We start from the raw sequence: 20,820 nt of genomic DNA on the forward strand, positions 1-20,820 counted from the left end.
GCGTGGGCCTCGGTCGGATCAGTGGGTCTCGACGAGCGGACCGGGCCGGTCAGACCGCGAGGCCGACCAGCGAGCCCACGCCGTAGGTGATCGCCATCGCGAGGCTGCCGCCCACCACGTTGCGCAGGACCGCGCGCCCGGCCGGCGCCCCGCCCAGGCGGGCGCTCACCGTGCCCGTCACCACGAGCGCCGCCACGACCGCGGCGAACGTCGCGACGACCCGCGCCTCGCCGCCCCACGGCCCGAGCATCGCGAGCAGCGGCACGAGGCCGCCGACGACGAACGCGACCAGCGACGCCAGCGCCGCGTGCCACGGGTTGGTGAGCGCCTCCTCGGCGTCGCGCACGCCGTGCGCCCGCAGCACCCGCTCGGCGTCGCGCTGGCTGCTGACGGAGACGTACTCGCCCGCGGCCATCGACAGCGCGCCCGCGACGAGGGCGGCGACGCCCGCGACGGCGAGGGTCGCGAGCCCGGTCGCCGCGCCCGCGACGCCGACGACGGTGGCCGCGACGGAGACGATGCCGTCGTTCGCGCCGAGCACGCCCGCACGCAGCCAGTTGAGCCGCTCGGCGGTCGGCAGGTCGACGGCGCCGACCCCGGCGGGGGCCGGGTCGCCGACGGGAGGGGGACCCGCGACGGCCCGGCGCTGGGGGCCGCGCCCCGCGTCCTCCGCGGACCCGCCGCGGGCCGTCGGGGCGGCGGTGCGGTCATGGTCCAGGAGGTGGGTCGACAGGGCGCTCATGGCATCCACGGTAGGCCGCTCGGGCGCCGGTGTCATCACAGGAAAGGCTGCCCTGACCTGCGTAAACGCAGGTATGGCTACCCTCACCGGGGCGGTGCTGTCAGAAAGCCGCAGGTCAGAGCGGCCCCACCGCGAGCACGCGCAGCACGACCTCGCCGGCGGCGTCCGACGCGGGCAGGTCGACCAGGGCGTCGATGCGCCAGTCGTGGTCGCCGGCGGGGTCGTCGAGCAGCTGCCGGACGAACCACAGGTCGCCCCGGGCGCCCGCCTCGCCGTGCCCGGCCGGCCGCTCGTCGACCTGGAACAGCGCCGGTCCGCGGGCCGCGGGGCCGGTGAGGATCTCGTCGTGGTCGTCGTAGAACGGGTCGAGCGCGTCGCCCCACCGGTCGGCGGTCCACGGCGCGTCCGACGCGTCCTGGTCGCCCAGCGCCGCCAGCGCCGGGTACGCCTCGCGCGCGGCCAGGTCGACCCGGCGGAACAGCGCGCCGCGGACCAGCGCCCGGAACACCCGCTTGTTGACCGTGATCGGCGGCGGGGCGTCGTCCTCGGGGCGCGACTCCGTGACCGTGGCGTCGTCGAGGTCCTCCGGGTGCGCCAGGCGCTCCCACTCGTCGAGCAGGCTGGAGTCCGTGCGGCGCACCAGGTCGCCGAGCCACTCGACGATCTCGTGCAGCTCCTCGGTCCGCAGGTCGTCCGGCACGGTCTGCCGCAGCGCCCGGAACGCGTCCGCGAGGTAGCGCAGCAGCACGCCCTCCGTGCGGTCGAGCTGGTAGAGCGACACGTACTCGGCGAACGTGGCGGCCCGCTCGTGCATGTCGCGCACGACGGACTTCGGGGACAGCTCGTGGTCGGCGACCCACGGGTTGGTCTGCTTGTAGATCTGGAACGAGGCGCCCAGCAGCTCGGCGAGCGGCTTCGGGTACGACACGTCCTCGAGCAGCGCCATCCGCTCCTCGTACTCGATGCCGTCGGCCTTCATCGCCGCGACGGCCTCGCCGCGGGCGCGGTTCTCCTGCGCCGCGAGCACCTGGCGGGGGTCGTCCAGCGTCGCCTCGATGACCGACACCACGTCGTGGGCGTAACCGGGGTCCTCGCGGTCGAGCAGGTCGAGCGCCGCGTAGGCGAACGGGGACAGCGGCTGGTTGAGCGCGAAGGTCGGCGGCACGTCGAGGGTCAGCCGCACCGTCCGGCGCAGCCGCTCCGGACCGGGACCGTCCTCGACGACCCGCTCGACGACGCCGGCCGTGCGCAGCGACCGGTAGATCGCGATCGCCTGCCGCACGAGCCTGCCGCGCGACGCCTCGGGCTCGTGGTTGTCGAGCAGCAGGTGCTTCATGGTCTCGACGGGGTCGCCGGTCGGTCGGGCGAGCACGTTGAGCACCATCGCGTGCGAGACGCCGAACGACGACGTCAGCGGCTCGGGCTCGGCGTCGCGCAGTCGCTCGAACGTCTTGTCCGTCCAGTTGACCATCCCGGGCGGCGCCTGCTTGCGGACGATCTTCTTGAGCTTCTTCGGGTCGTCGCCGGCCTTCTGCAGGGCCTTGCGGTTCTCGATGACGTGCTCGGGCGCGAGCACGAGCACCTCGCCCGTGGTGTCGAACCCGGCGCGGCCGGCGCGCCCGGCGATCTGGTGGAACTCGCGGGCGGACAGGTGCCGCATCCGCGTGCCGTCGTACTTCACCAGCGAGGTGAGCAGCACCGTGCGGATCGGCACGTTGATCCCGACGCCCAGGGTGTCGGTGCCGCAGACGACCCGGAGCAGGCCCTTCTGGGTCAGCCGCTCGACCACCCGGCGGTACTTGGGCAGCATGCCCGCGTGGTGCACGCCGACGCCGTGCCGCAGCAGCCGGGACAGCGTCCTGCCGAACCCCGGGCCGAACCGGAAGTCGCCCAGCTCCTCGGCGATGTGGTCGCGCTGCTCGCGGGAGGCGAGCGTCATCGACAGCAGCGCCTGGGCGCGCTCGACGGCCTCCTTCTGCGTGAAGTGCACGACGTACACGGGGGAGCGGCCGGTCTGCACCAGCATCTCCAGCAGCTCGTGCAGCGGCTCGACCTCGTAGGTGAACGTCAGCGGCACCGGCCGCTCGGCGCCCGCGACGACCGCCACCGGCACGTCGGTGCGGCGCTCCAGGTCGTCGACGAAGAACGACACGTCGCCCAGCGTCGCCGACATCAGCAGGAACTGGGCCCGCGGCAGCTCGAGCAGCGGCACCTGCCACGCCCACCCGCGCTGGGGGTCGGCGTAGAAGTGGAACTCGTCCATCACGACCTGGCCGACGTCCGCGCCCGGCCCCTGCCGCAGCGCCTGGTTCGCCAGGATCTCCGCGGTGCAGCAGATGATGGGCGCGTCCGGATTCACCGCCGAGTCGCCGGTCATCATCCCGACGTTCGCGGACCCGAACGCCTCGACGAGCGCGAAGAACTTCTCGCTCACCAGCGCCTTGAGCGGGGCGGTGTAGTACGTGCGCCGGCCCTGCGCGAGCGCGACGAAGTGCGCGGCGGTCGCGACGAGCGACTTCCCGGAGCCGGTCGGCGTCGACAGGATGACGTGCGAGCCGGTCACCAGCTCCAGCAGCGCCTCGTCCTGGTGCGGGTACAGCGCGAGGCCCTGGTCCGCGGCCCAGCCGGTGAACGCCTCGTACAGCGCGTCGGGGTCCTGGGGATTCGCGGGGACGCGGTCGGCGAGGGTCCGGCGGTCGGTGGGGGGCACCGGCCGATCCTTCCACGCCCGCGCCGGCCCTACAGTGGGCGACCATGAGCGACGCCCCCAGCAGCACCCCGCCCGCCGTCGAGATGTGGACGGACGGCGCCTGCAAGGGCAACCCCGGTGTCGGCGGCTGGGGCGCGCTGCTCCGGTCGAACGGGCACGAGCGCGAGCTGTTCGGTGGCGAGGCCGTCACCACGAACAACCGCATGGAGCTCACGGCCGTCATCGAGGGCCTGCGGGCGCTGAACCAGCAGTGCCGCGTCGACCTGCACGTCGACTCGCAGTACGTCATGCAGGGCGTGACCAAGTGGATCGCCGGCTGGAAGCGCAACGGCTGGCGCACGGCCGACAAGAAGCCGGTGAAGAACCAGGACCTGTGGCAGGCGCTCGACGAGCAGGTCGCCCGGCACGCCATCTCCTGGCACTGGGTGAAGGGCCACGCCGGCGACCCGGGCAACGAGCGCGCGGACCAGCTGGCGAACAAGGGCGTCGACGAGGTCCGCGCCGGCTGACGCGCGCCTCCCGGAGCACGAGACACGTCGAGGGTGCCCTCACCGAGGGCACTGCGGGCGTGTCTCGTGCACCCGCGCGTCTGCCGCGAGTGGTCTGGACCAGTTACAGTCGGTCCCGTGCCCAACGCCGGGCACGATCCCGCTCGCACCGGAGGTCAGGCATGGAACGGTCCGTCGTCGTCGCCATCGCGGAGGGCCTGCACGCCCGCCCCGCCGCCCTGTTCGTCGCGGAGGCCGGCAAGCAGCCGGTGCCGGTCACGGTGCGCAAGGGCGACGCCGCCCCGGTGCAGGCGAACAGCATCCTCGGCGTCATGACCCTCGGCGCCGCCGCGGGCGAGACGGTCGTGCTCGCGACGGAGGCCGACGGCCCCGACGCCGAGGCGAGCCTGGACGCGCTGGAGCAGTTCCTGCAGCAGGTCGAGATCGCCTGATCCCGCGCCGCACGACGAGGGCCCGCGCACCGGATCGGTGCGCGGGCCCTCGTCGTCGTGCGGCGGGGCTGACCCCGGCGTCAGGCGGGGGAGTCGCCCGAGGGGTGGCCGCCCGGGCGCCGGCCCGGGTCGTCCGCGCGGGACTCGACCGCGGCGGCCGGCACGGAGGCCGTCGCCGGCACCTCCGCCGGGGTGTCCGCGCCGTCCGCGGTGACCGCGTCGCCCGCGCCCTCGGCCACGGGGTCGTCCTCGCGGCCCGGGGTCTCGAAGTTGAACTTCAGGATCATGAACCGGAACAGGAAGTAGTAGACGACCGCGTAGGCCAGGCCGATCACGATGATCAGCAGCGGCTGCTCGGCGATCCGGAAGTTCAGCAGGTAGTCGATGGCTCCGGCGGAGAACCCGAACCCGCTGCGGATGTCGAGCGCGTTGACCAGCGCCAGCGAGGTGCCGGTGAGGACGGCGTGGATCGCGTACAGCGGGTAGGCGACGTACACGAACGCGAACTCGAGCGGCTCGGTGACGCCGGTGACGAACGCGACGAGCGCGGCCGAGCCCATGATGCCGGCGATGACCTTGCGGTTCTTCTTCTTGGCGGTGTGCACGATCGCGAGGGCGGCGGCCGGCAGGGCGAACATCATGATCGGGAAGAAGCCGGTCATGAAGGTGCCCGCGGTGGGGTCGCCGTGCAGGAACCGGGCGATGTCGCCGTTCCACACCTCGCCGTCGGCCTCGTAGGAGCCGAACTGGAACCAGGGCAGCGAGTTCAGCAGGTGGTGCAGGCCGAACGGGAGCAGCAGGCGGTTCAGCGTGCCGAACACGAACCCGCCGATGATCGTCGAGCCGGTGACCCACTCGCCGACCGCGGTGAAGCCCGCGTCGAACGCCGGGTAGATGAGGGCCGCGACGACGGCGATGAGCACGGCGACGCCGGCGGTGATGATCGGGACGAACCGGCGGCCGCCGAAGAACGCCAGGTACGGCGGCAGCTTGATCCGGTAGAACTTCTGGTAGAGCAGGGCGGCGGTGAGGCCGATGACGATGCCGCCCAGCACGCCGTAGTTGATGAGCTCCTGGTCCTCTCCCTCCGCGGCCCGCTCGAGGATGTACGGGGACAGCGCGTCGGTGACGCCCGTGAAGACCAGGTAGCCGATGACGGCCGCCAGGGCGGTGGAGCCGTCGGACTTGCGGGCGTAGCCGATGGCGACGCCGAGCGCGAACAGCAGCGGCAGGTTGCCGAGCAGCGCGTTGCCGGCCGCGGCGAGCACGTCGGCGACGGGGAGCAGCCAGTCGGCGCGGGCGCCCAGGCCGTCGGCGCCGAGCATGTCCGCCTGGCCGAGCCGCAGCAGCAGCGCGGCGGCGGGGAGCGAGGCGATCGGGAGCATGAGGGATCGACCCACGCGCTGCAGCTGCGCGAGTCCGGGGATGCCCCGCTTCGGGGTATCGACCGTGGTGGCGGTCATGGTCACTCCTCGGGAGTCGGGTCGCGAGGGGCCCCGGACGGGGCCGCCCACGGGTCGGGGGGAGGTGTGGGCACGCGGTGCGCTTCGGTGCGGGACGTGCGTGGTCGCCGTCGAGCCGGCAAGTTGTCTGGACCAGTTGCGGTCAGAGTGGTCTAGACCGGAGTATGTGTCAAGGACCACATGCGCGCCCCGGTTCACCCCCGCGGGCCCGGCGGTGGTGCGGCCGACGGCGACCGAGGTGGGAGGGTGAGCGCGTGCACGCGAAGCAGTCCCCGCCCGCCGACGCGCTCCCGTCCGCCCGCGGCGGGCACAAGTACCAGGCGGTCCGGAGCTACCTGGCCGCCCTGGTGCAGACGGAGCTCCGGGTCGGCGACGCGATCCCCTCGGAGCGGGCCCTGTGCGAGCGGTTCGGCGTCTCCCGGATGACGGTGCGCCAGGCGGTCGACGCGCTGGTCGGCGAGGGCGTGCTGGTGCGGGAGCAGGGACGCGGCACGTTCGTCGCCCCGCAGCGCATGGACTTCGAGATGCGGCTGACGACGTTCGGCGAGGAGATGCGCCGCCGCGGGATGCGCCCCGAGACGCGGGTGCTCGGCATGGGCACGGTTGCCGCGTCCGCCGAGGCCGCGGACGCGCTGGGTACGGAGCCCGGCGCGCCGCTGCACCACCTGCGCCGCGTCCGGTACGCCGACGGCTCGCCGATGAGCATCGAGCAGCACTGGGTGTCGGTCGCCCTGGTCCCGGACCTGCTCGCCGCGGGCCACCCGCCGAGCATGCACGACGCCCTGCGGGCCGTCGGCCTCGACCCGTCGTGGGGCGAGGAGACGCTGACCGCCGCGGAGGCGACGGACGAGGAGGCGGCGCTGCTCGACCTGCGCGGGACCCGGGCGGTGCTGCGCGCGACCCGCCGGACGTTCAGCGCGGACACGCCCGCGATGTACTCGAACGCCTGCTACCGCGGCGACCGGTACAGCGTGTGGGTGCCGCTGAGCGCCCCGGCGCCGGCCCTGGTGCCGCGGCTGCGGGAGCACGACGACGAGCGCGAGGCCGTGGCGGCCACCGTGCACGACGGGAGGACGGGATGAGCGCGAACGGCGCCGGCCAGGCCGCGGCGATCCTCGCCGGCCTGGGCGGGGTGGGGAACATCGACGAGATCGAGCCGTGCACCACGCGGCTGCGCTCGCTGGTCAAGGAGCCGTCGCGCGTGGACGCCGCCGCCCTGCGCGCCGCCGGCGCGTTCGGCGTGATGATGTCGGGCCGGGTCGTGCAGGTCGTGATCGGCCCGAGCGTCGACACCCTCGCGTCCGACCTGGAGGACCTCATGTGACGACCCGGCCCCGCCCGGGCCGCCGCACGAGCCACGACCCCGCCGCCCGCACCGGCGGGAGCCACGAAGGGAAGAGAACCATGAGCAAGGCAGAGCAGATCCTCGCGGGCCTCGGCGGCGACGCGAACATCGTCGACCTGGAGCCGTGCATCACCCGCCTGCGCGTCGAGGTCGAGGACCCGGCCAAGGTGACCGAGTCCGTGCTGAAGGCCGCCGGCGCCATCGCGGTGATGCAGCAGGGCACGGTCGTCCAGGTCATCGTCGGCCCCGAGGCGGACACGCTGGCCTCGGACATCGAGGACCTGCGCTGATGACGCTGACCGTCCTCGCGCCGGTCGCGGGGGTCGTGCACGCGCTCGCGGACGTCGACGACCCCGTGTTCGCGCAGGAGATCGTCGGCCCCGGGCTCGCCGTCCAGCCGGACGCGGAGTCCGGCGCCGGCCGGTCCGTCGTCGCCCCGGTCGCCGGCACCGTCGCCAAGCTGCACCCGCACGCGTTCGTGCTGCTCGCGGAGGGCGGTCGCGGCGTGCTGGTGCACCTCGGGATCAACACCGTCCAGCTCGGCGGCGAGGGCTTCACGCTGCACGTCGCCGAGGGGGACGCGGTCGAGCAGGGGCAGATCCTGGTCGAGTGGGACCCGGCGGCGGTCGAGGCCGGCGGCCGGTCGGCGATCTGCCCGGTCGTCGGGCTGGAGGCGCAGCCGGACTCGCTCACGCGGCTGGCCGAGCCCGGCACCCGGGTGGTGGCGGGCGACCCGCTGCTGTCCCTGGCCTGAGCCGCGCCGACCCCGGCGCCGCGCCCCGGGCCGGGACCCCGCGCGGGGTCCCGGCCCGGGTCCTGCGTCCGCGCGCGCCCCGCGGCCGGATACTGGGCCGCATGCTGCCCCGCCCGCGCACCCGCGACCTGCTGCGGTCCCTGCCCGCGCTCACCGGCGACCTGCCCGAGGTCGACCCGTACGCGCTGCCGGCCGACCCGGTCGAGGCGTTCGAGGGCTGGTTCGCCGCCGCCGTCGCGGCCGGGGTGCCCGAGCCGCACGCGCTGACGCTCGCGACCGTCGGCCCGGACGGCGCGCCGCACGCGCGCGTCGTGCTGCTGGCGGACGTCGCGGACGGCGCGTGGGTGTTCGCGGGGGACGCCCGCGCGGGCAAGGCGCAGGACCTCGCCGGCGAGCCGCGCGCGGCGCTCACGTTCTACTGGCAGCCGCTCGGCCGGCAGGTCCGGGTGTCCGGCCGGGCCCGCGCGCTGGACGCGGCCGCGTGCGCCGCGGACTTCCTGCGCCGGTCGCCCAGCGCGCGCGCCGCGGCGTTCGCGTCCCGGCCGGGGGAGCGGCTGCTCTCGTCCGAGGAGCTGCACGCCGCCGTGCAGCAGGCGCGGGCGCGGGTCGACCGGGAGCCCGGGCTGGTGCTGCCCACCTGGCAGCTCTGGGCCGTCGAGCCCGACGAGGTCGAGCTGTGGCAGGGCGACTCGGACCGGGCGCACCTGCGGGTCCGGTACGCCCGCGCCGGCGACCGGTGGGACCGGCACCTCGACTGGCCGTGAACCGGCCGCCGGGGCGGCGGGTGCGGCGCGCCCGCCCGCTCAGTCACGCGCGGCCGGCACCGCGTCCCGCGGCGGCAGCACGTCCGGGGAGACGTCCGCGGCCCGCGCGGCGAGCCCGTGCAGCAGCCGCTCCAGCGGGCCCCGCCCGAGCGCCGCGCGCCACGTCCAGCACGCCAGCACGGTGACGACGAGGAACGCGAGCCACGTCCCGGCCTGCGGCTGCCACACCACGGACTCGCCGAGCAGCGCGATCACGACCAGCTGCCCCGTGTAGGCGGTCAGCGCCAGCGCGCCGGTCGCGGCGACCGGAGCGACGAGCGCGGGCACGGCGTCGGCCACGATCAGGCAGAGCGCCAGCACGGCGAGCCCCACGCCGGTGTTCGCCACGACCTCGAGCCCGGAGGACGAGTGCGGCTCGGTGGTGACGAGCGCGACCAGCGCCGGGTCGCCGGCCAGCGCGCGGGTCAGCAGGGCGGAGGCCAGGTGCGCGACGACGGCCAGCGCGGCGCCCGCGCCGAGCAGCCGCAGCCGCACCCGCCGGTCCCGCAGGTCCATCCGCCCGACCGCGAGCCCCACCAGCACGTACGCGAACCACACGACCGCCGGGTAGAAGTCGCCCACGAGCAGGTCGGTGAACCCGCGCCCGGGCAGGCGGCCGAGCACGTCCTGCAGCGCGACGTGGAGCACCGGCCCGAGCGCCGCCACGGCGACCGCCCCGCCGAGCAGCCGCCGCGGGTCGGCGCCGAGCAGCGGCGTCGCGCACGCGAACAGCACCGCGTAGGTCGGCAGGATCACCGCGATCGGCGTGCCGAGCAGGATCACCGCGACGCCGATGCCGAGCACGAGGAACGCCCGCACCAGGATCTTGGCCCGCGCCTGCACCCGCCGGACGCCGGCCACCGGCGCCGACCCGCCGGAGATCAGGGCGACCGAGATCCCGGACAGCAGCACGAACAGGGCCGCGGACCGGCCGTCGACCACCTGCGCGAGGGACCAGGGCAGCGGGTCGCCCGGCTCGCCGGGGCCGACGTGCGCGGTGAGCATGCCCAGCACCGCCAGGCCGCGGGCGACGTCCACCCCGGTGATCCGCTGCATGGCGGCCACGCTAGCGGGCCGCTTCTGCGTCCGGGGCGCGACTGAGGCCGCATCGTCTCGCGCGCCGGGACGACTCGTACCGCTGGCTGGAATGCGCTCCCGCGACCGGGCTACGGTCGGCGCGTGACCCACACGCACCAGGCCGACGTCTACACGCACGGCCACCACGACAGCGTGCTGCGCTCCCACCGGTGGCGCACCGCGGAGAACTCGGCGGCCTACCTGCTGCCGGCCCTGCAGCCCGGCCAGAGCCTGCTCGACGTGGGCTGCGGCCCCGGCACGGTGACCGTCGACCTCGCGTCCCGGGTCGCGCCCGGCGCCGTCGTCGGCCTCGACCGCTCGGAGCGGGTCCTCGAGCTCGCGCGCGAGGAGGCCGCCGCCGCGGGCGCGGACAACGTGACCTTCCAGGTCGGCGACGCCTACGCGCTGCCGTTCCCGGACGCGTCGTTCGACGTCGTGCACGCGCACCAGGTGCTCCAGCACCTCACCGACCCGGTCGCCGCCCTCCGCGAGCTGCGCCGCGTCGCCCGCCCCGGCGGCGTCGTGGCCGTGCGGGACGCCGACTACGCGGGCATGACGTGGTTCCCGGCGTCGCCCGTGCTGGACGAGTGGTCCGCGCTGTACCACGAGGTCACCCAGGCCAACGGCGCCGAGGCCGACGCCGGCCGCCGCCTGCACTCCTGGGCGCTCGCCGCCGGGTTCGACCCGGACGGCCTGGTCCCGACCGCCGGCGTGTGGAGCTACGCCACGGACGAGGACCGCGCGTGGTGGGCCGACCTGTGGGCCGAGCGCTGCGTGTCCTCGGACTTCGCCCGGCAGGCCGTCGAGCACGGGCTGGCCGACGAGGTCGGGCTCGAGCAGCTCGCGGCGGGCTGGCGCGAGTGGGGGACCGCGCCGGACGGCTGGTTCGCGGTGCTGCACGGCGAGGTGCTCGCCCGGGTCTGACCCCGGCGCGCGGTTAGGGTGGGCCCGTGCGCATCGCCAGGTTCACCACCGGAGACGACCCCCGCTACGCCCTCGTCGAGGGGGAGCCGGGTCAGGAGCAGCTCGTCGTCATCAGCGGCGACCCGATCTACACCCCGGTGCAGCCCACCGGCGAGCGGATCCCGCTCGGCGACGGCGTGCGGCTGCTCGCCCCGGTGATCCCGCGGTCCAAGATCATCGGCGTCGGCCGCAACTACGTCGACCACGCCGCCGAGATGGGCAACGAGGTGCCGGCGTCCCCGCTGCTGTTCCTCAAGCCCAACACGGCGGTCGTCGGCCCGGACGACCCGATCGTGCTGCCGGACTGGACCGAGGAGGTCTCGTACGAGGCCGAGCTCGCCGTCGTGATCGGCAAGGTCACCAAGGACGTCTCGCCCGAGCACGCCCTCAGCAAGGTGTTCGGCTACACCGTCGCGAACGACGTCACCGCCCGCGACGCCCAGCGCTCCGACTCGCAGTGGACCCGCGCCAAGGGGTTCGACTCGTCCTGCCCGATCGGCCCCTGGGTCGTGCCGGGGCTCGACGTCGAGGACCTGGCCGTGCGGTCGCGGGTCAACGGCGAGGCGAAGCAGGACGGCCGGACGTCGCAGATGGTGTTCGACGTCGCGGCGCTCATCTCGTACATCTCCGAGGTGTTCACGCTGCTGCCCGGCGACATCATCCTGACGGGCACGCCCGCCGGCGTCGGCCTGCTGGCCGAGCGGGACGTCGTCGAGGTCGAGGTCGAGGAGATCGGCACGCTGCGCAACCCGGTGCTGCGCCGGTCCTGAGCCGGGGCTAGGGTCTGCGGGTCCCGACCCGCACGACGACAGGAGCGGACGGTGGATCTGCAGTCCGTGCTCGACCGCACCACCGACACCCTCTACACCTACTGGCTCGTCTACGTCCTCGTCGGCGTCGGCCTGTGGTTCACGGTGCGCACCGGCGTCGTGCAGGTGCGGATGTTCCCGGCGATGCTGCGCCAGGTCGCCGCGTCGCGCTCCGGCGCCGAGGGCGGCATCTCGTCGTTCCAGGCGTTCGCCGTCGGCCTGGCGTCCCGGGTCGGCACCGGCAACATCGCCGGCGTGGCGGTCGCGCTGACGCTCGGCGGGCCGGGCGCGGTGTTCTGGATGTGGGTGGTGGCCGCCGTCGGCATGGCGACCGCCCTGGTCGAGGCGACCCTGGCCCAGGTGTTCAAGGTCCGCGACCCCGACGGGTCCTACCGGGGCGGCCCCGCGTACTACATCCAGCGCGGGCTCGGCTCGCGGCGCTGGGGGATCGTGTTCGCGGTGCTGCTCGTGTTCACGTTCGGGTTCGCCTTCAACATGGTCCAGGCCAACACGATCGCCACCACGCTCGACTCCTCGCACGGGATCCCCGTCGGCTGGACCGCGGTGGGGCTCGTGGTGCTGGCGGCGCCGGTGCTGTTCGGCGGCGTGCGGCGCGTCGCCCGGGTCGCGGAGATCATGCTCCCGCTGATGGCCGGCGCCTACCTGCTGCTCGCGCTGGTGATCGTGGCGCTCAACGTCACGGCGGTCCCCGACGTGCTGAGCCAGATCGTGCGCGGCGCGTTCGGGCTGGACACCGCGCTCGCGGGCACCGCCGGGGGCATCCTCGCGGCGGTGCTGAACGGCGCCCGGCGCGGGCTGTTCTCCAACGAGGCGGGCATGGGCTCGGCCCCGAACACCGCGGCGACCGCCACCGTCACCCACCCCGTGAAGCAGGGCCTGGTGCAGTCGCTCGGCGTGTTCGTCGACACGATGCTGGTCTGCTCCGCAACCGCGTTCATCGTGCTGTGCGCCGGCCCCGAGGTGTACGTCCCGGGCAGCACCGAGCAGAGCGCCGGGGCCGCGCTCACGACCGACGCGGTCGCCCACGAGCTCGGCGGCTGGACCGTCGGGCTGATGACCGCGATCGTGTTCGTCTTCGCGTTCAGCTCCGTCCTCGGCAACTACGCCTACGCCGAGGTGAACCTCACGTTCCTGCGGATCCGGGGCCGGGCGCTCAACGCCCTGCGCACCGGCGTGCTCGCGGCGGTCGGCATCGGCTCGCTGTCGGCGCTCAGCACCGTGTGGGCGGTCGCGGACATCGCGATGGCGCTCATGGCGACCGTCAACCTGGTCGCGATCCTGCTGCTGTCCCGGTGGGCGCTCGGCGCGCTCGCCGACTACCGGCGGGTCGTCGCGGCCGGGCGGGACGACCGGTTCGTCGGGCACGGCAACCCGCTGCTGCCCGGCGACGTGCCGGGCGACGTGTGGGCGCCGGGTGCGCGCGACCGGGTCGAGGCGCCCGTCGCCTGACCGCCGCCGGGTGCGACGGGCGCCGGGCGGGCCGCGACCCGCGCGCTCGCTAGGGTGGAGCGCGTGAGTGCTGCTGCCCCCGCGACGCCCGTGCGCGTCCGCTTCTGCCCGTCCCCGACCGGTACCCCGCACGTCGGCCTGATCCGCACCGCCCTGTTCAACTGGGCGTACGCGCGGCACGTCGGCGGCACGTTCGTGTTCCGGATCGAGGACACCGACGCCGCGCGCGACTCCGAGGAGTCCTACCAGCAGCTGCTGGACGCGCTCCGCTGGCTCGGCCTGGACTGGGACGAGGGCGTCGAGGTCGGCGGCCCGCACGCGCCGTACCGGCAGTCGCAGCGGATGGACCTGTACGCGGACGTCGCGCGCCGACTCGTCGAGGGCGGCTACGCCTACGAGTCGTTCTCGACGCCCGAGGAGGTCGAGGCCCGGCACCGCGCGGCCGGCCGCGATCCGAAGCTCGGCTACGACGGCGTCGACCGCCACCTCACCGAGGAGCAGAAGGCCGCCTACCGCGCCGAGGGCCGCGAGCCCGTGCTGCGCCTGCGCATGCCGGACGAGGACGTCACGTTCACCGACCTGGTCCGCGGCGAGATCACGTTCGCGGCCGGGTCGATCCCCGACTACGTGATCGTCCGCGGCAACGGCCAGCCGCTCTACACGTTGGTCAACCCGATCGACGACGCGCTCATGGGCATCACGCACGTGCTGCGCGGCGAGGACCTGCTGTCGTCCACCCCGCGGCAGGTCGTGCTGTACCGCGCGCTGCTCGAGCTCGGCGTCGCCTCCGTCATGCCGCAGTTCGGCCACCTGCCGTACGTCATGGGCGAGGGCAACAAGAAGCTGTCGAAGCGCGACCCCGAGTCGAACCTGTTCCTGCACCGGGAGCGCGGTTTCACGCCCGAGGGCCTGCTCAACTACCTGGCGCTGCTCGGCTGGTCGATCGGCCCGGATCGGGACATCTTCTCGGTCGCCGAGCTGGTCGAGGCGTTCGACGTCGCCGACGTGAACCCGAACCCCGCGCGGTTCGACCTGAAGAAGGCCGAGGCGATCAACGCCGAGCACGTCCGGCTGCTCGACGCCGACGACTTCCGCGACCGCCTGGTGCCGTACCTGCACGCCGCGGGCCTCGTGCCGGCGGACTCGTACGCCGACCTCTCGGCCGAGCACCGCGCGCTGCTGGACGCCGGGGCGCCGCTGATCCAGACCCGCGTGACGCTGCTCGGCGAGGCCGTCGGCATGCTCGGCTTCCTGTTCACGGCCGACGACGCGCTCGTGGTCGAGGACGACGCCCGCGGCGCGCTCAAGGAGACCGCCGCGCAGGTGCTCGACGCCGCCGCGGAGGCGCTGTCCGCGCTGCCCGAGGACGGGTTCACCACCCAGGCCGTGCAGGACGCCCTGCAGGCCGCCCTGGTCGACGGGCTGGGCATCAAGCCGCGGTTCGCGTTCACGCCGCTGCGCGTGGCCGTGTCCGGGCGCCGGGTGTCGCCGCCGCTGTTCGAGTCGCTGGAGATCCTGGGCCGCCCCTCCACGCTCGCCCGGATCGCCGCGCTGCGCGCGTCGCTGTGACGCTCGGAGTCCCCGGGGAGGGGCGCGCGGTCGACGGCGTGCTGTTCGACGTCGACGACACCCTGGTCGACACGCACGGGGCGTTCGCGCAGGCGCTCGCCGCCGTGTCGCGCGAGTGGCTGCCGGGGCTCGACCCGGAGCGGGACGGCGAGGTGCTGGACCACTGGCGCGCGGACGCGGAAGGCCGGTACCGCCGGTACACGCGCGGCGAGGCCACCTACCGCGAGCAGCGCATGGGCCGGGCCAACGACCTGCACGCCGTCTTCGGCGGGCCGGTGCTGGACGACGAGGCGTACGACCGGTGGAACGCCCTGTTCGAGGAGCGGTTCACCGGCGCCTGGGCGGCGCACGCGGACGCCGCGGGCGTGGTGCGCCGGCTGCTCGACGCGGGGATCAAGGTCGGCGCGCTGACCAACGCCGCGACCGAGTACCAGGTGCGCAAGCTCACCCGCGCGGGGCTGGCGGCCGACGTGCCGCTGCTCGTCGGCGTGGACACCCTCGGGTTCGGCAAGCCCGACCCGCGGGTGTTCGCCGAGGCGTGCCGCCGGCTGGGCACGTCGCCCGGGCGGACGGCGTACGTCGGGGACGAGCTGGACGTCGACGCGCGCGCCGCCGCGGCGGCCGGCCTGCGAGGCGTCTGGCTGGCCCGGCCGGGGCTGGTGGCGAAGCATGCGAACGCCGCCCAGGCGCTGCCGACGGACGTCGTCATCGGGTCGCTGGACGAGCTCCCGGGCGTGCTGGGGCTCTGATCCGCCCGGCGCCGTGACGCCCGCGACCCGCTGTGACGCGGGTCGCGGGCGGCCGGTTTGGAGCGGGGGAGTTCCTCCGGTAATGTTCTCGGTCGGCACGGCGTCCAGAACGCCGGTCCTCCAACCCGCTCGTCCGGCGCCCCGTGCGCCGGTCCGTGCAGGCCGTGGGGCCGGGGAATTGGTCGGAAGCGCCATTGGGGTATGGTGTAATTGGCAGCACGAGTGATTCTGGTTCACTTAGTCTAGGTTCGAGTCCTGGTACCCCAGCAAGGTTCTGGAAAGCGGTCCGGAAGGGCCGATTTGAAAGAGCCGAGCAGGATGCAGTAGAGTAAGTCCCGGTCAAGCCGCCCCGGCGGTGAGATCAGCTAGGCCCCCATCGTCTAGTGGCCTAGGACGCCGCCCTCTCACGGCGGTAACAGGGGTTCGAATCCCCTTGGGGGTACAACACGAGAGGCCGGTCGCCGGAAGGCGGCCGGCCTTTCTGCCGTCCCGGAGTGCGCGCGGCCGGCGTCGTGCCGAGGTCGTCACATCGGCGCGAGGTCGTCATTCGTTGCTGACGACCTCGCGAGTATCTGACGACCTCGCGAGCGCGGGCGTCGTGCGTGGCGAGGTCGTCGGTTCCGTCCGCGCGACGGGTGGCGGAGCGCCCGACCTCGGGCGCAACCCACGACCTCGCGCGCCACCGGCCGGCGCCGCGGCGACGCGGCCGCCGGTGAGGCAGCGAGGCGGCCACCCCCCCCCCGGGGGGGAGCGGCGGCCTCGTGGCAGCGGGTCGGGCGTGCCGTGCGCCTCACTCCGCCGTGCGGCGCAGGACCTCGGTCAGGCGGTTGGCCGCCGACACCACCGCGGCGGCGTGCAGGCGGCCCGGCTGGCGGCTCAGGCGCTCCACGGGGCCGGAGATGGACACCGCGGCCACCACGCGCCCGGACTGCCCGCGCACGGGCGCGGAGACGGACGCGACGCCGACCTCGCGCTCGGACACCGACTGCGCCCAGCCGCGGCGGCGGACGCCGGACAGGATCGTCGCGGTGAACTTCGCGCCCTGCAGTCCGCGGTGCAGTCGGTCCGGCTCCTCCCAGGCGAGCAGGATCTGCGCGGCGGACCCGGCCGCCATCGTCAGCGTCGCGCCGACGGGGATCGAGTCGCGCAAGCCGATCGGGCGCTCGGCGGCGGCCACGCAGATGCGCTGGTCGCCCTGGCGGCGGTAGAGCTGCGCGCTCTCGCCGGTGTGGTCGCGCAGCGCCGCGAGCACGGGGCCCGCCGCGGCGAGCAGCCGGTCCTCGCCGGCCGCGCTGGCCAGCTCGGTCAGCCGCGGTCCCAGGACGAACCGGCCCTGCATGTCGCGCCCCACCAGGCGGTGGTGCTCGAGCGCGACGGCCAGCCGGTGGGCCGTCGGGCGGGCAAGATGGGTCGCGTTGACCAGCTGCGCGAGGGTGGCGGGTCCGGCCTCGAGGGCGTTGAGGACCGAGGCGGCCTTGTCCAGCACGCCGACTCCGCTAGAGTTGTCCATAGGTCGATATTGCCGTCTCGCACACTGAGACGCAAGTCGGCACCCAGACGGACCCGGCGGCCCCCACCGCCGGGACAGCGGAGAGGACGGCGACATGGCCGGCACACTGGCGGAGAAGGTGTGGGAGAACCACATCGTGCGGCGCGGCACCGACGGCGCACCGGACCTGCTCTACATCGACCTGCACCTCGTGCACGAGGTGACGAGCCCCCAGGCGTTCGAGGGCCTGCGGCTCGCGGGCCGCCCGGTCCGCCGGCCGGACCTCACCCTCGCCACCGAGGACCACAACACCCCGACGCTCGACATCGACCGGCCGATCGCGGACACCACGTCGCGCACGCAGATCGAGACGCTGCGGAACAACGCGAAGGAGTTCGGCGTCCGGCTGCACTCCCTCGGCGACGCCGACCAGGGCATCGTGCACCAGGTGGGCCCGCAGCTCGGCCTGACCATGCCGGGCCTGACGGTCGTCTGCGGCGACTCGCACACGTCCACGCACGGCGCGTTCGGCGCGCTCGCGTTCGGCATCGGCACGTCCGAGGTCGAGCACGTGCTCGCCACCCAGACGCTGCCGCTCGCCCCGTTCAAGACGATGGCGATCACCGTCAACGGCGCCCTGCCGATCGGCGCGACCGCCAAGGACATCATCCTGGCCGTCATCGCGAAGATCGGCACCGGCGGCGGCCAGGGCTACGTCCTGGAGTACCGCGGCGAGGCCATCCGGTCCCTCTCCATGGAGGGCCGCATGACGATCTGCAACATGTCGATCGAGGCGGGCGCGCGCGCCGGCATGATCGCCCCCGACCAGACGACCTTCGACTACCTGCAGGGCCGCCCGCACGCCCCCGAGGGCGCCGACTGGGACGCCGCCGTCGCGTACTGGGAGACCCTGCGCAGCGACGACGACGCCACGTTCGACGCCGAGGTGGTCCTGGAGGCGGCGGACCTCGAGCCGTTCGTCACCTGGGGCACGAACCCCGGCCAGGGCCTGCCGCTGTCGGGCAGCGTCCCGGTGCCGGAGGAGATCGCCGACGCCAACGAGCGGGTCGCCGCCGAGCGGGCCATCGAGTACATGGGCCTCACCCCGGGCCAGCCGCTGCGGGAGATCGCCGTCGACACGGTGTTCATCGGCTCGTGCACCAACGGCCGGATCGAGGACCTGCGCGCCGCCGCCAAGCTCATGCAGGGCCAGTCGAAGGCCGACTCGGTCCGTGTCCTGGTCGTGCCGTCGTCCGCCCGCGTGCGGCTGCAGGCCGAGGCCGAGGGCCTCGACAAGATCTTCCTCGACTTCGGCGCGGAGTGGCGCAACGCCGGCTGCTCGATGTGCCTGGGCATGAACCCGGACCAGCTGGCGCCGGGGGAGCGCTCGGCGTCCACGTCGAACCGCAACTTCGAGGGCCGGCAGGGCAAGGGCGGCCGCACGCACCTGGTGTCCCCGCTGGTCGCCGCCGCCACGGCCATCCGCGGCACCCTGTCGTCCGTCTCCGACCTCGGCCCCGACGTCGCCGTGCCGGACGGCTCGCCGCTGGACCTCCAGCCGGCCTGAGCCGACGCCCCGACGCCCCCTCGACACCAGGAACGAGAGCCCTCATGGAGAAGTTCACCCAGCACACCGGCGTCGGCGTCCCGCTGCGCCGCAGCAACGTCGACACCGACCAGATCATCCCCGCCGTCTACCTCAAGCGCGTGACCCGCACGGGCTTCGAGGACGCGCTGTTCGCGGCGTGGCGCGGCGACCCGTCGTTCGTCCTGAACCAGGACGCGTACCGGACCGGCTCGGTGCTGGTGGCCGGCCCCGACTTCGGCACCGGCTCGTCCCGGGAGCACGCCGTCTGGGCGCTCAAGGACTACGGCTTCAAGGTCGTCCTCGCCTCGCGGTTCGCCGACATCTTCCGCGGCAACTCGGGCAAGCAGGGCCTCGTGGCCGCCCAGCTGGCGCAGGAGGACGTCGAGCTCATCTGGAAGGTCCTCGAGACCGCCCCCGGCACCGAGGTGACCGTCGACCTCGAGGCGCGGACCGTCACCTGCGACGACGTCGTGGTGCCGTTCCAGATCGACGACTACACCCGCTGGCGCCTCATGGAGGGCCTGGACGACATCGGCCTCACCCTGCAGCACGAGGACGAGATCACCGCGTTCGAGGCGACCCGTGACGCGTGGCGCCCGAAGACGCTGCCGGCCAAGCACCTGCCGCCGGTGGAGATCAAGGCCGCCCGCCCGGTCGAGCTGAGCCTGGGGCGGCGCCCCGGCCTCTGAGCCCCGCCGATCCTCTCCGCCGAGACCCACTGATCCGGCCGAGACCACCCGTCGCGAGCGGGGGTCTCGCGCGGATCAGTGGGTCTCGGCGCGGACCCGCCCGGGTCGCGCAGCGTCCTGCGCGGCCCGGGCGTCCCCTTTGTGGAGGTTTGGCGCATGCTGTGCGGGACGCGCGGCGCGGGTGCGTGACCCCGCCGGGGCGTGCGCCACCATGGGGGGATGACCGATCTCCTCTACGTCCACGGCGGCACGCCCCTCTCGGGCGAGATCACCGTGCGGGGCGCCAAGAACTTCGTCTCCAAGGCGATGGTGGCGGCCCTGCTGGGCGAGACCCCGAGCGAGCTGCGCAACGTCCCGCAGATCCGCGACGTGGGCGTCGTCACCGGCCTGCTGGAGCTGCACGGCGTGCGGGTGTCCGCCGACCCCGAGGCCGGCGTCCTGCGCCTCGACCCCACCGACGTCGAGTCCGCGCACGTCGCCGACATCGACGCGCACGCCGGGTCCAGCCGCATCCCGATCCTGTTCTGCGGCCCGCTGCTGCACCGGCTCGGCGAGGCCTTCATCCCCGACCTGGGCGGCTGCCGGATCGGCGACCGGCCGATCAACTACCACCTGGACATCCTGCGGCAGTTCGGCGCCGTGGTGGACAAGCGCGAGAACGGCATCCACATCCGCGCCCCGCGCCGCCTGCAGGGCACGAAGATCACGCTGCCGTACCCGAGCGTCGGCGCGACCGAGCAGCTGCTGCTGACCGCCGTGCGCGCCGAGGGCATGACGGAGCTGACGAACGCGGCGATCGAGCCCGAGATCATGGACCTGATCAACGTCCTGCAGAAGATGGGCGCGATCATCTCCGTCGACACCGACCGGGTCATCCGGATCGAGGGCGTCGACCGGCTCGTCGGGTTCCAGCACACCGCGCTGGCGGACCGGATCGAGGCCGCCTCCTGGGCGTCGGCGGCGCTGTCGACCGGCGGCGACGTCTACGTGCGCGGCGCGACCCAGCCGGAGATGACCGCGTTCCTCAACACGTTCCGCAAGGTCGGCGGCGAGTTCGCGATCGACGACGAGGGCATCCGGTTCTTCCACCCGGGCGGCGACCTGAAGTCGATCGTCCTGGAGACCGACGTGCACCCGGGCTTCATGACGGACTGGCAGCAGCCGCTCGTCGTCGCGCTGACGCAGGCCAAGGGCCTGTCGATCGTGCACGAGACGGTCTACGAGAACCGGTTCGGGTTCACCGACGCGCTGCGCGGCATGGGCGCGACCATCCAGGTCTACAAGGAGTGCCTGGGCGGGCGGCCGTGCCGGTTCGGCCAGCGGAACTTCTCGCACTCGGCGGTCATCTCGGGCCCGACCCCGCTGACCGCCGCCGACATCGAGGTCCCGGACCTGCGCGGCGGGTTCAGCCACCTCATCGCGGCGCTGACCGCGCAGGGCACGTCCGCCGTGCGGGGGATCAGCCTGATCGACCGGGGCTACGAGAACTTCACCGCGAAGCTCGAGGCGCTCGGCGCCAAGTTCGACCGCGACTGACGCCGCCCCGACGACGCCCGCCCGGCCCCCGGCCCGGCGGGCGTGGTCGTCCCCGGGCGCGCGAAGTGGGGGTTTACAACGGAGGAAGGGCTTCGCTACACAGGAGCCACGGTTATCCGTTGTA

The 20,820-nt window shown here is 74.2% G+C and carries 20 protein-coding genes and 2 tRNA genes; 17 read left to right on the plus strand and 5 right to left on the minus strand.

All coding sequences use genetic code 11. The features are described from left to right. Positions 1 to 49: 49 nt before the first annotated feature. Complete coding sequence (locus tag Cpa01nite_RS13975) at positions 50 to 742, minus strand: VIT1/CCC1 transporter family protein (RefSeq protein WP_203669367.1); 693 nt, start codon at positions 740 to 742, stop codon at positions 50 to 52. 115 nt (positions 743 to 857) lie between these two features. Beyond that, positions 858 to 3,452: a DEAD/DEAH box helicase gene (locus tag Cpa01nite_RS13980; protein WP_203669368.1), complete on the minus strand. Its 2,595-nt coding sequence runs from the start codon at positions 3,450 to 3,452 to the stop codon at positions 858 to 860. 44 nt (positions 3,453 to 3,496) lie between these two features. On the opposite strand from Cpa01nite_RS13980, the gene rnhA reads away from it, so the two are divergent. Both rnhA and Cpa01nite_RS13990 read left to right on the plus strand, forming a co-directional pair. Then, positions 3,497 to 3,961 carry a ribonuclease HI gene (gene rnhA / locus Cpa01nite_RS13985; RefSeq protein ID WP_147796023.1) on the plus strand — a complete coding sequence of 155 codons (465 nt, stop codon included), beginning with the start codon at positions 3,497 to 3,499 and terminating at the stop codon, positions 3,959 to 3,961. Between the two features lie 161 nt (positions 3,962 to 4,122). Further along, a complete protein-coding gene (locus tag Cpa01nite_RS13990) occupies positions 4,123 to 4,392 on the plus strand; it encodes an HPr family phosphocarrier protein (RefSeq protein ID WP_203669369.1) in 270 nt (89 codons plus the stop codon). Between the two features lie 80 nt (positions 4,393 to 4,472). Here the strand turns inward: Cpa01nite_RS13990 and Cpa01nite_RS13995 are convergent, their stop codons facing one another. Then, positions 4,473 to 5,855 (minus strand): PTS transporter subunit EIIC, encoded by a 1,383-nt coding sequence (locus Cpa01nite_RS13995; RefSeq protein WP_203669370.1) that lies wholly within the window; start codon positions 5,853 to 5,855, stop codon positions 4,473 to 4,475. Between the two features lie 254 nt (positions 5,856 to 6,109). On the opposite strand from Cpa01nite_RS13995, the gene Cpa01nite_RS14000 reads away from it, so the two are divergent. The 5 genes from Cpa01nite_RS14000 to Cpa01nite_RS14020 all read left to right on the plus strand — a co-directional run bounded on the left by Cpa01nite_RS14000 (position 6,110) and on the right by Cpa01nite_RS14020 (position 8,718). Next, a complete protein-coding gene (locus Cpa01nite_RS14000) occupies positions 6,110 to 6,937 on the plus strand; it encodes a GntR family transcriptional regulator (RefSeq protein WP_239068785.1) in 828 nt (275 codons plus the stop codon). Then, entirely contained in the window at positions 6,934 to 7,179 is a 246-nt protein-coding gene (locus Cpa01nite_RS14005) for a PTS sugar transporter subunit IIB (RefSeq protein ID WP_203669372.1), read from the plus strand. The genes Cpa01nite_RS14000 and Cpa01nite_RS14005 overlap by 4 nt, the downstream gene beginning before the upstream one ends. Next, positions 7,176 to 7,490: a PTS sugar transporter subunit IIB gene (locus Cpa01nite_RS14010; protein WP_275406256.1), complete on the plus strand. Its 315-nt coding sequence runs from the start codon at positions 7,176 to 7,178 to the stop codon at positions 7,488 to 7,490. Before Cpa01nite_RS14005 ends, Cpa01nite_RS14010 begins: the two co-directional genes overlap by 4 nt. Further along, the gene (locus Cpa01nite_RS14015; protein ID WP_203669374.1) at positions 7,490 to 7,954 is read left to right on the plus strand and encodes a PTS sugar transporter subunit IIA; all 465 of its coding nucleotides are present in this window, start codon (positions 7,490 to 7,492) and stop codon (positions 7,952 to 7,954) included. Before Cpa01nite_RS14010 ends, Cpa01nite_RS14015 begins: the two co-directional genes overlap by 1 nt. Positions 7,955 to 8,055: 101 nt before the next feature. Then, on the plus strand, positions 8,056 to 8,718 hold the full coding sequence (locus Cpa01nite_RS14020) for a pyridoxine/pyridoxamine 5'-phosphate oxidase (RefSeq protein ID WP_203669375.1): 663 nt from the start codon (positions 8,056 to 8,058) through the stop codon (positions 8,716 to 8,718). A gap of 39 nt (positions 8,719 to 8,757) precedes the next feature. Here the strand turns inward: Cpa01nite_RS14020 and Cpa01nite_RS14025 are convergent, their stop codons facing one another. Further along, the gene (locus tag Cpa01nite_RS14025; RefSeq protein WP_203669376.1) at positions 8,758 to 9,813 is read right to left on the minus strand and encodes a heparan-alpha-glucosaminide N-acetyltransferase domain-containing protein; all 1,056 of its coding nucleotides are present in this window, start codon (positions 9,811 to 9,813) and stop codon (positions 8,758 to 8,760) included. A gap of 123 nt (positions 9,814 to 9,936) precedes the next feature. Between Cpa01nite_RS14025 and Cpa01nite_RS14030 the strand changes: the two genes are divergently transcribed. The 7 genes from Cpa01nite_RS14030 to Cpa01nite_RS14060 all read left to right on the plus strand — a co-directional run bounded on the left by Cpa01nite_RS14030 (position 9,937) and on the right by Cpa01nite_RS14060 (position 15,836). Next, on the plus strand, positions 9,937 to 10,758 hold the full coding sequence (locus Cpa01nite_RS14030) for a methyltransferase domain-containing protein (RefSeq protein ID WP_203669377.1): 822 nt from the start codon (positions 9,937 to 9,939) through the stop codon (positions 10,756 to 10,758). A 26-nt stretch (positions 10,759 to 10,784) separates the two neighbouring features. Further along, positions 10,785 to 11,567: a fumarylacetoacetate hydrolase family protein gene (locus tag Cpa01nite_RS14035; RefSeq protein ID WP_203669378.1), complete on the plus strand. Its 783-nt coding sequence runs from the start codon at positions 10,785 to 10,787 to the stop codon at positions 11,565 to 11,567. 51 nt (positions 11,568 to 11,618) lie between these two features. Continuing rightward, on the plus strand, positions 11,619 to 13,076 hold the full coding sequence (locus Cpa01nite_RS14040; protein WP_203669379.1) for an alanine/glycine:cation symporter family protein: 1,458 nt from the start codon (positions 11,619 to 11,621) through the stop codon (positions 13,074 to 13,076). Between the two features lie 63 nt (positions 13,077 to 13,139). Beyond that, positions 13,140 to 14,645 carry a glutamate--tRNA ligase gene (gene gltX, locus Cpa01nite_RS14045; RefSeq protein ID WP_203669380.1) on the plus strand — a complete coding sequence of 502 codons (1,506 nt, stop codon included), beginning with the start codon at positions 13,140 to 13,142 and terminating at the stop codon, positions 14,643 to 14,645. Beyond that, positions 14,642 to 15,394 carry an HAD family hydrolase gene (locus tag Cpa01nite_RS14050; protein WP_203669381.1) on the plus strand — a complete coding sequence of 251 codons (753 nt, stop codon included), beginning with the start codon at positions 14,642 to 14,644 and terminating at the stop codon, positions 15,392 to 15,394. The genes gltX and Cpa01nite_RS14050 overlap by 4 nt, the downstream gene beginning before the upstream one ends. 195 nt (positions 15,395 to 15,589) lie before the next feature. Then, a tRNA-Gln gene (locus Cpa01nite_RS14055) sits at positions 15,590 to 15,661 on the plus strand. 102 nt (positions 15,662 to 15,763) lie between these two features. Continuing rightward, a tRNA-Glu gene (locus Cpa01nite_RS14060) sits at positions 15,764 to 15,836 on the plus strand. 348 nt (positions 15,837 to 16,184) lie between these two features. Here Cpa01nite_RS14060 and Cpa01nite_RS14065 read toward each other — a convergent pair. Then, a complete protein-coding gene (locus tag Cpa01nite_RS14065; RefSeq protein ID WP_154728344.1) occupies positions 16,185 to 16,904 on the minus strand; it encodes an IclR family transcriptional regulator in 720 nt (239 codons plus the stop codon). A gap of 94 nt (positions 16,905 to 16,998) precedes the next feature. Between Cpa01nite_RS14065 and leuC the strand changes: the two genes are divergently transcribed. The 3 genes from leuC to murA all read left to right on the plus strand — a co-directional run bounded on the left by leuC (position 16,999) and on the right by murA (position 20,696). Beyond that, positions 16,999 to 18,450: a 3-isopropylmalate dehydratase large subunit gene (gene leuC / locus Cpa01nite_RS14070; protein WP_203669382.1), complete on the plus strand. Its 1,452-nt coding sequence runs from the start codon at positions 16,999 to 17,001 to the stop codon at positions 18,448 to 18,450. Between the two features lie 44 nt (positions 18,451 to 18,494). Then, positions 18,495 to 19,160: a 3-isopropylmalate dehydratase small subunit gene (gene leuD / locus Cpa01nite_RS14075; protein WP_203669383.1), complete on the plus strand. Its 666-nt coding sequence runs from the start codon at positions 18,495 to 18,497 to the stop codon at positions 19,158 to 19,160. 219 nt (positions 19,161 to 19,379) lie between these two features. Beyond that, positions 19,380 to 20,696, plus strand: coding sequence for a UDP-N-acetylglucosamine 1-carboxyvinyltransferase (gene murA, locus Cpa01nite_RS14080; RefSeq protein ID WP_203669384.1), 1,317 nt, complete (start codon positions 19,380 to 19,382; stop codon positions 20,694 to 20,696). Positions 20,697 to 20,820 lie beyond the last annotated feature (124 nt).

The sequence above is a fragment of the Cellulomonas pakistanensis genome (genome assembly GCF_016862755.1).
Classification (GTDB): Bacteria; Actinomycetota; Actinomycetes; order Actinomycetales; family Cellulomonadaceae; genus Cellulomonas; species Cellulomonas pakistanensis.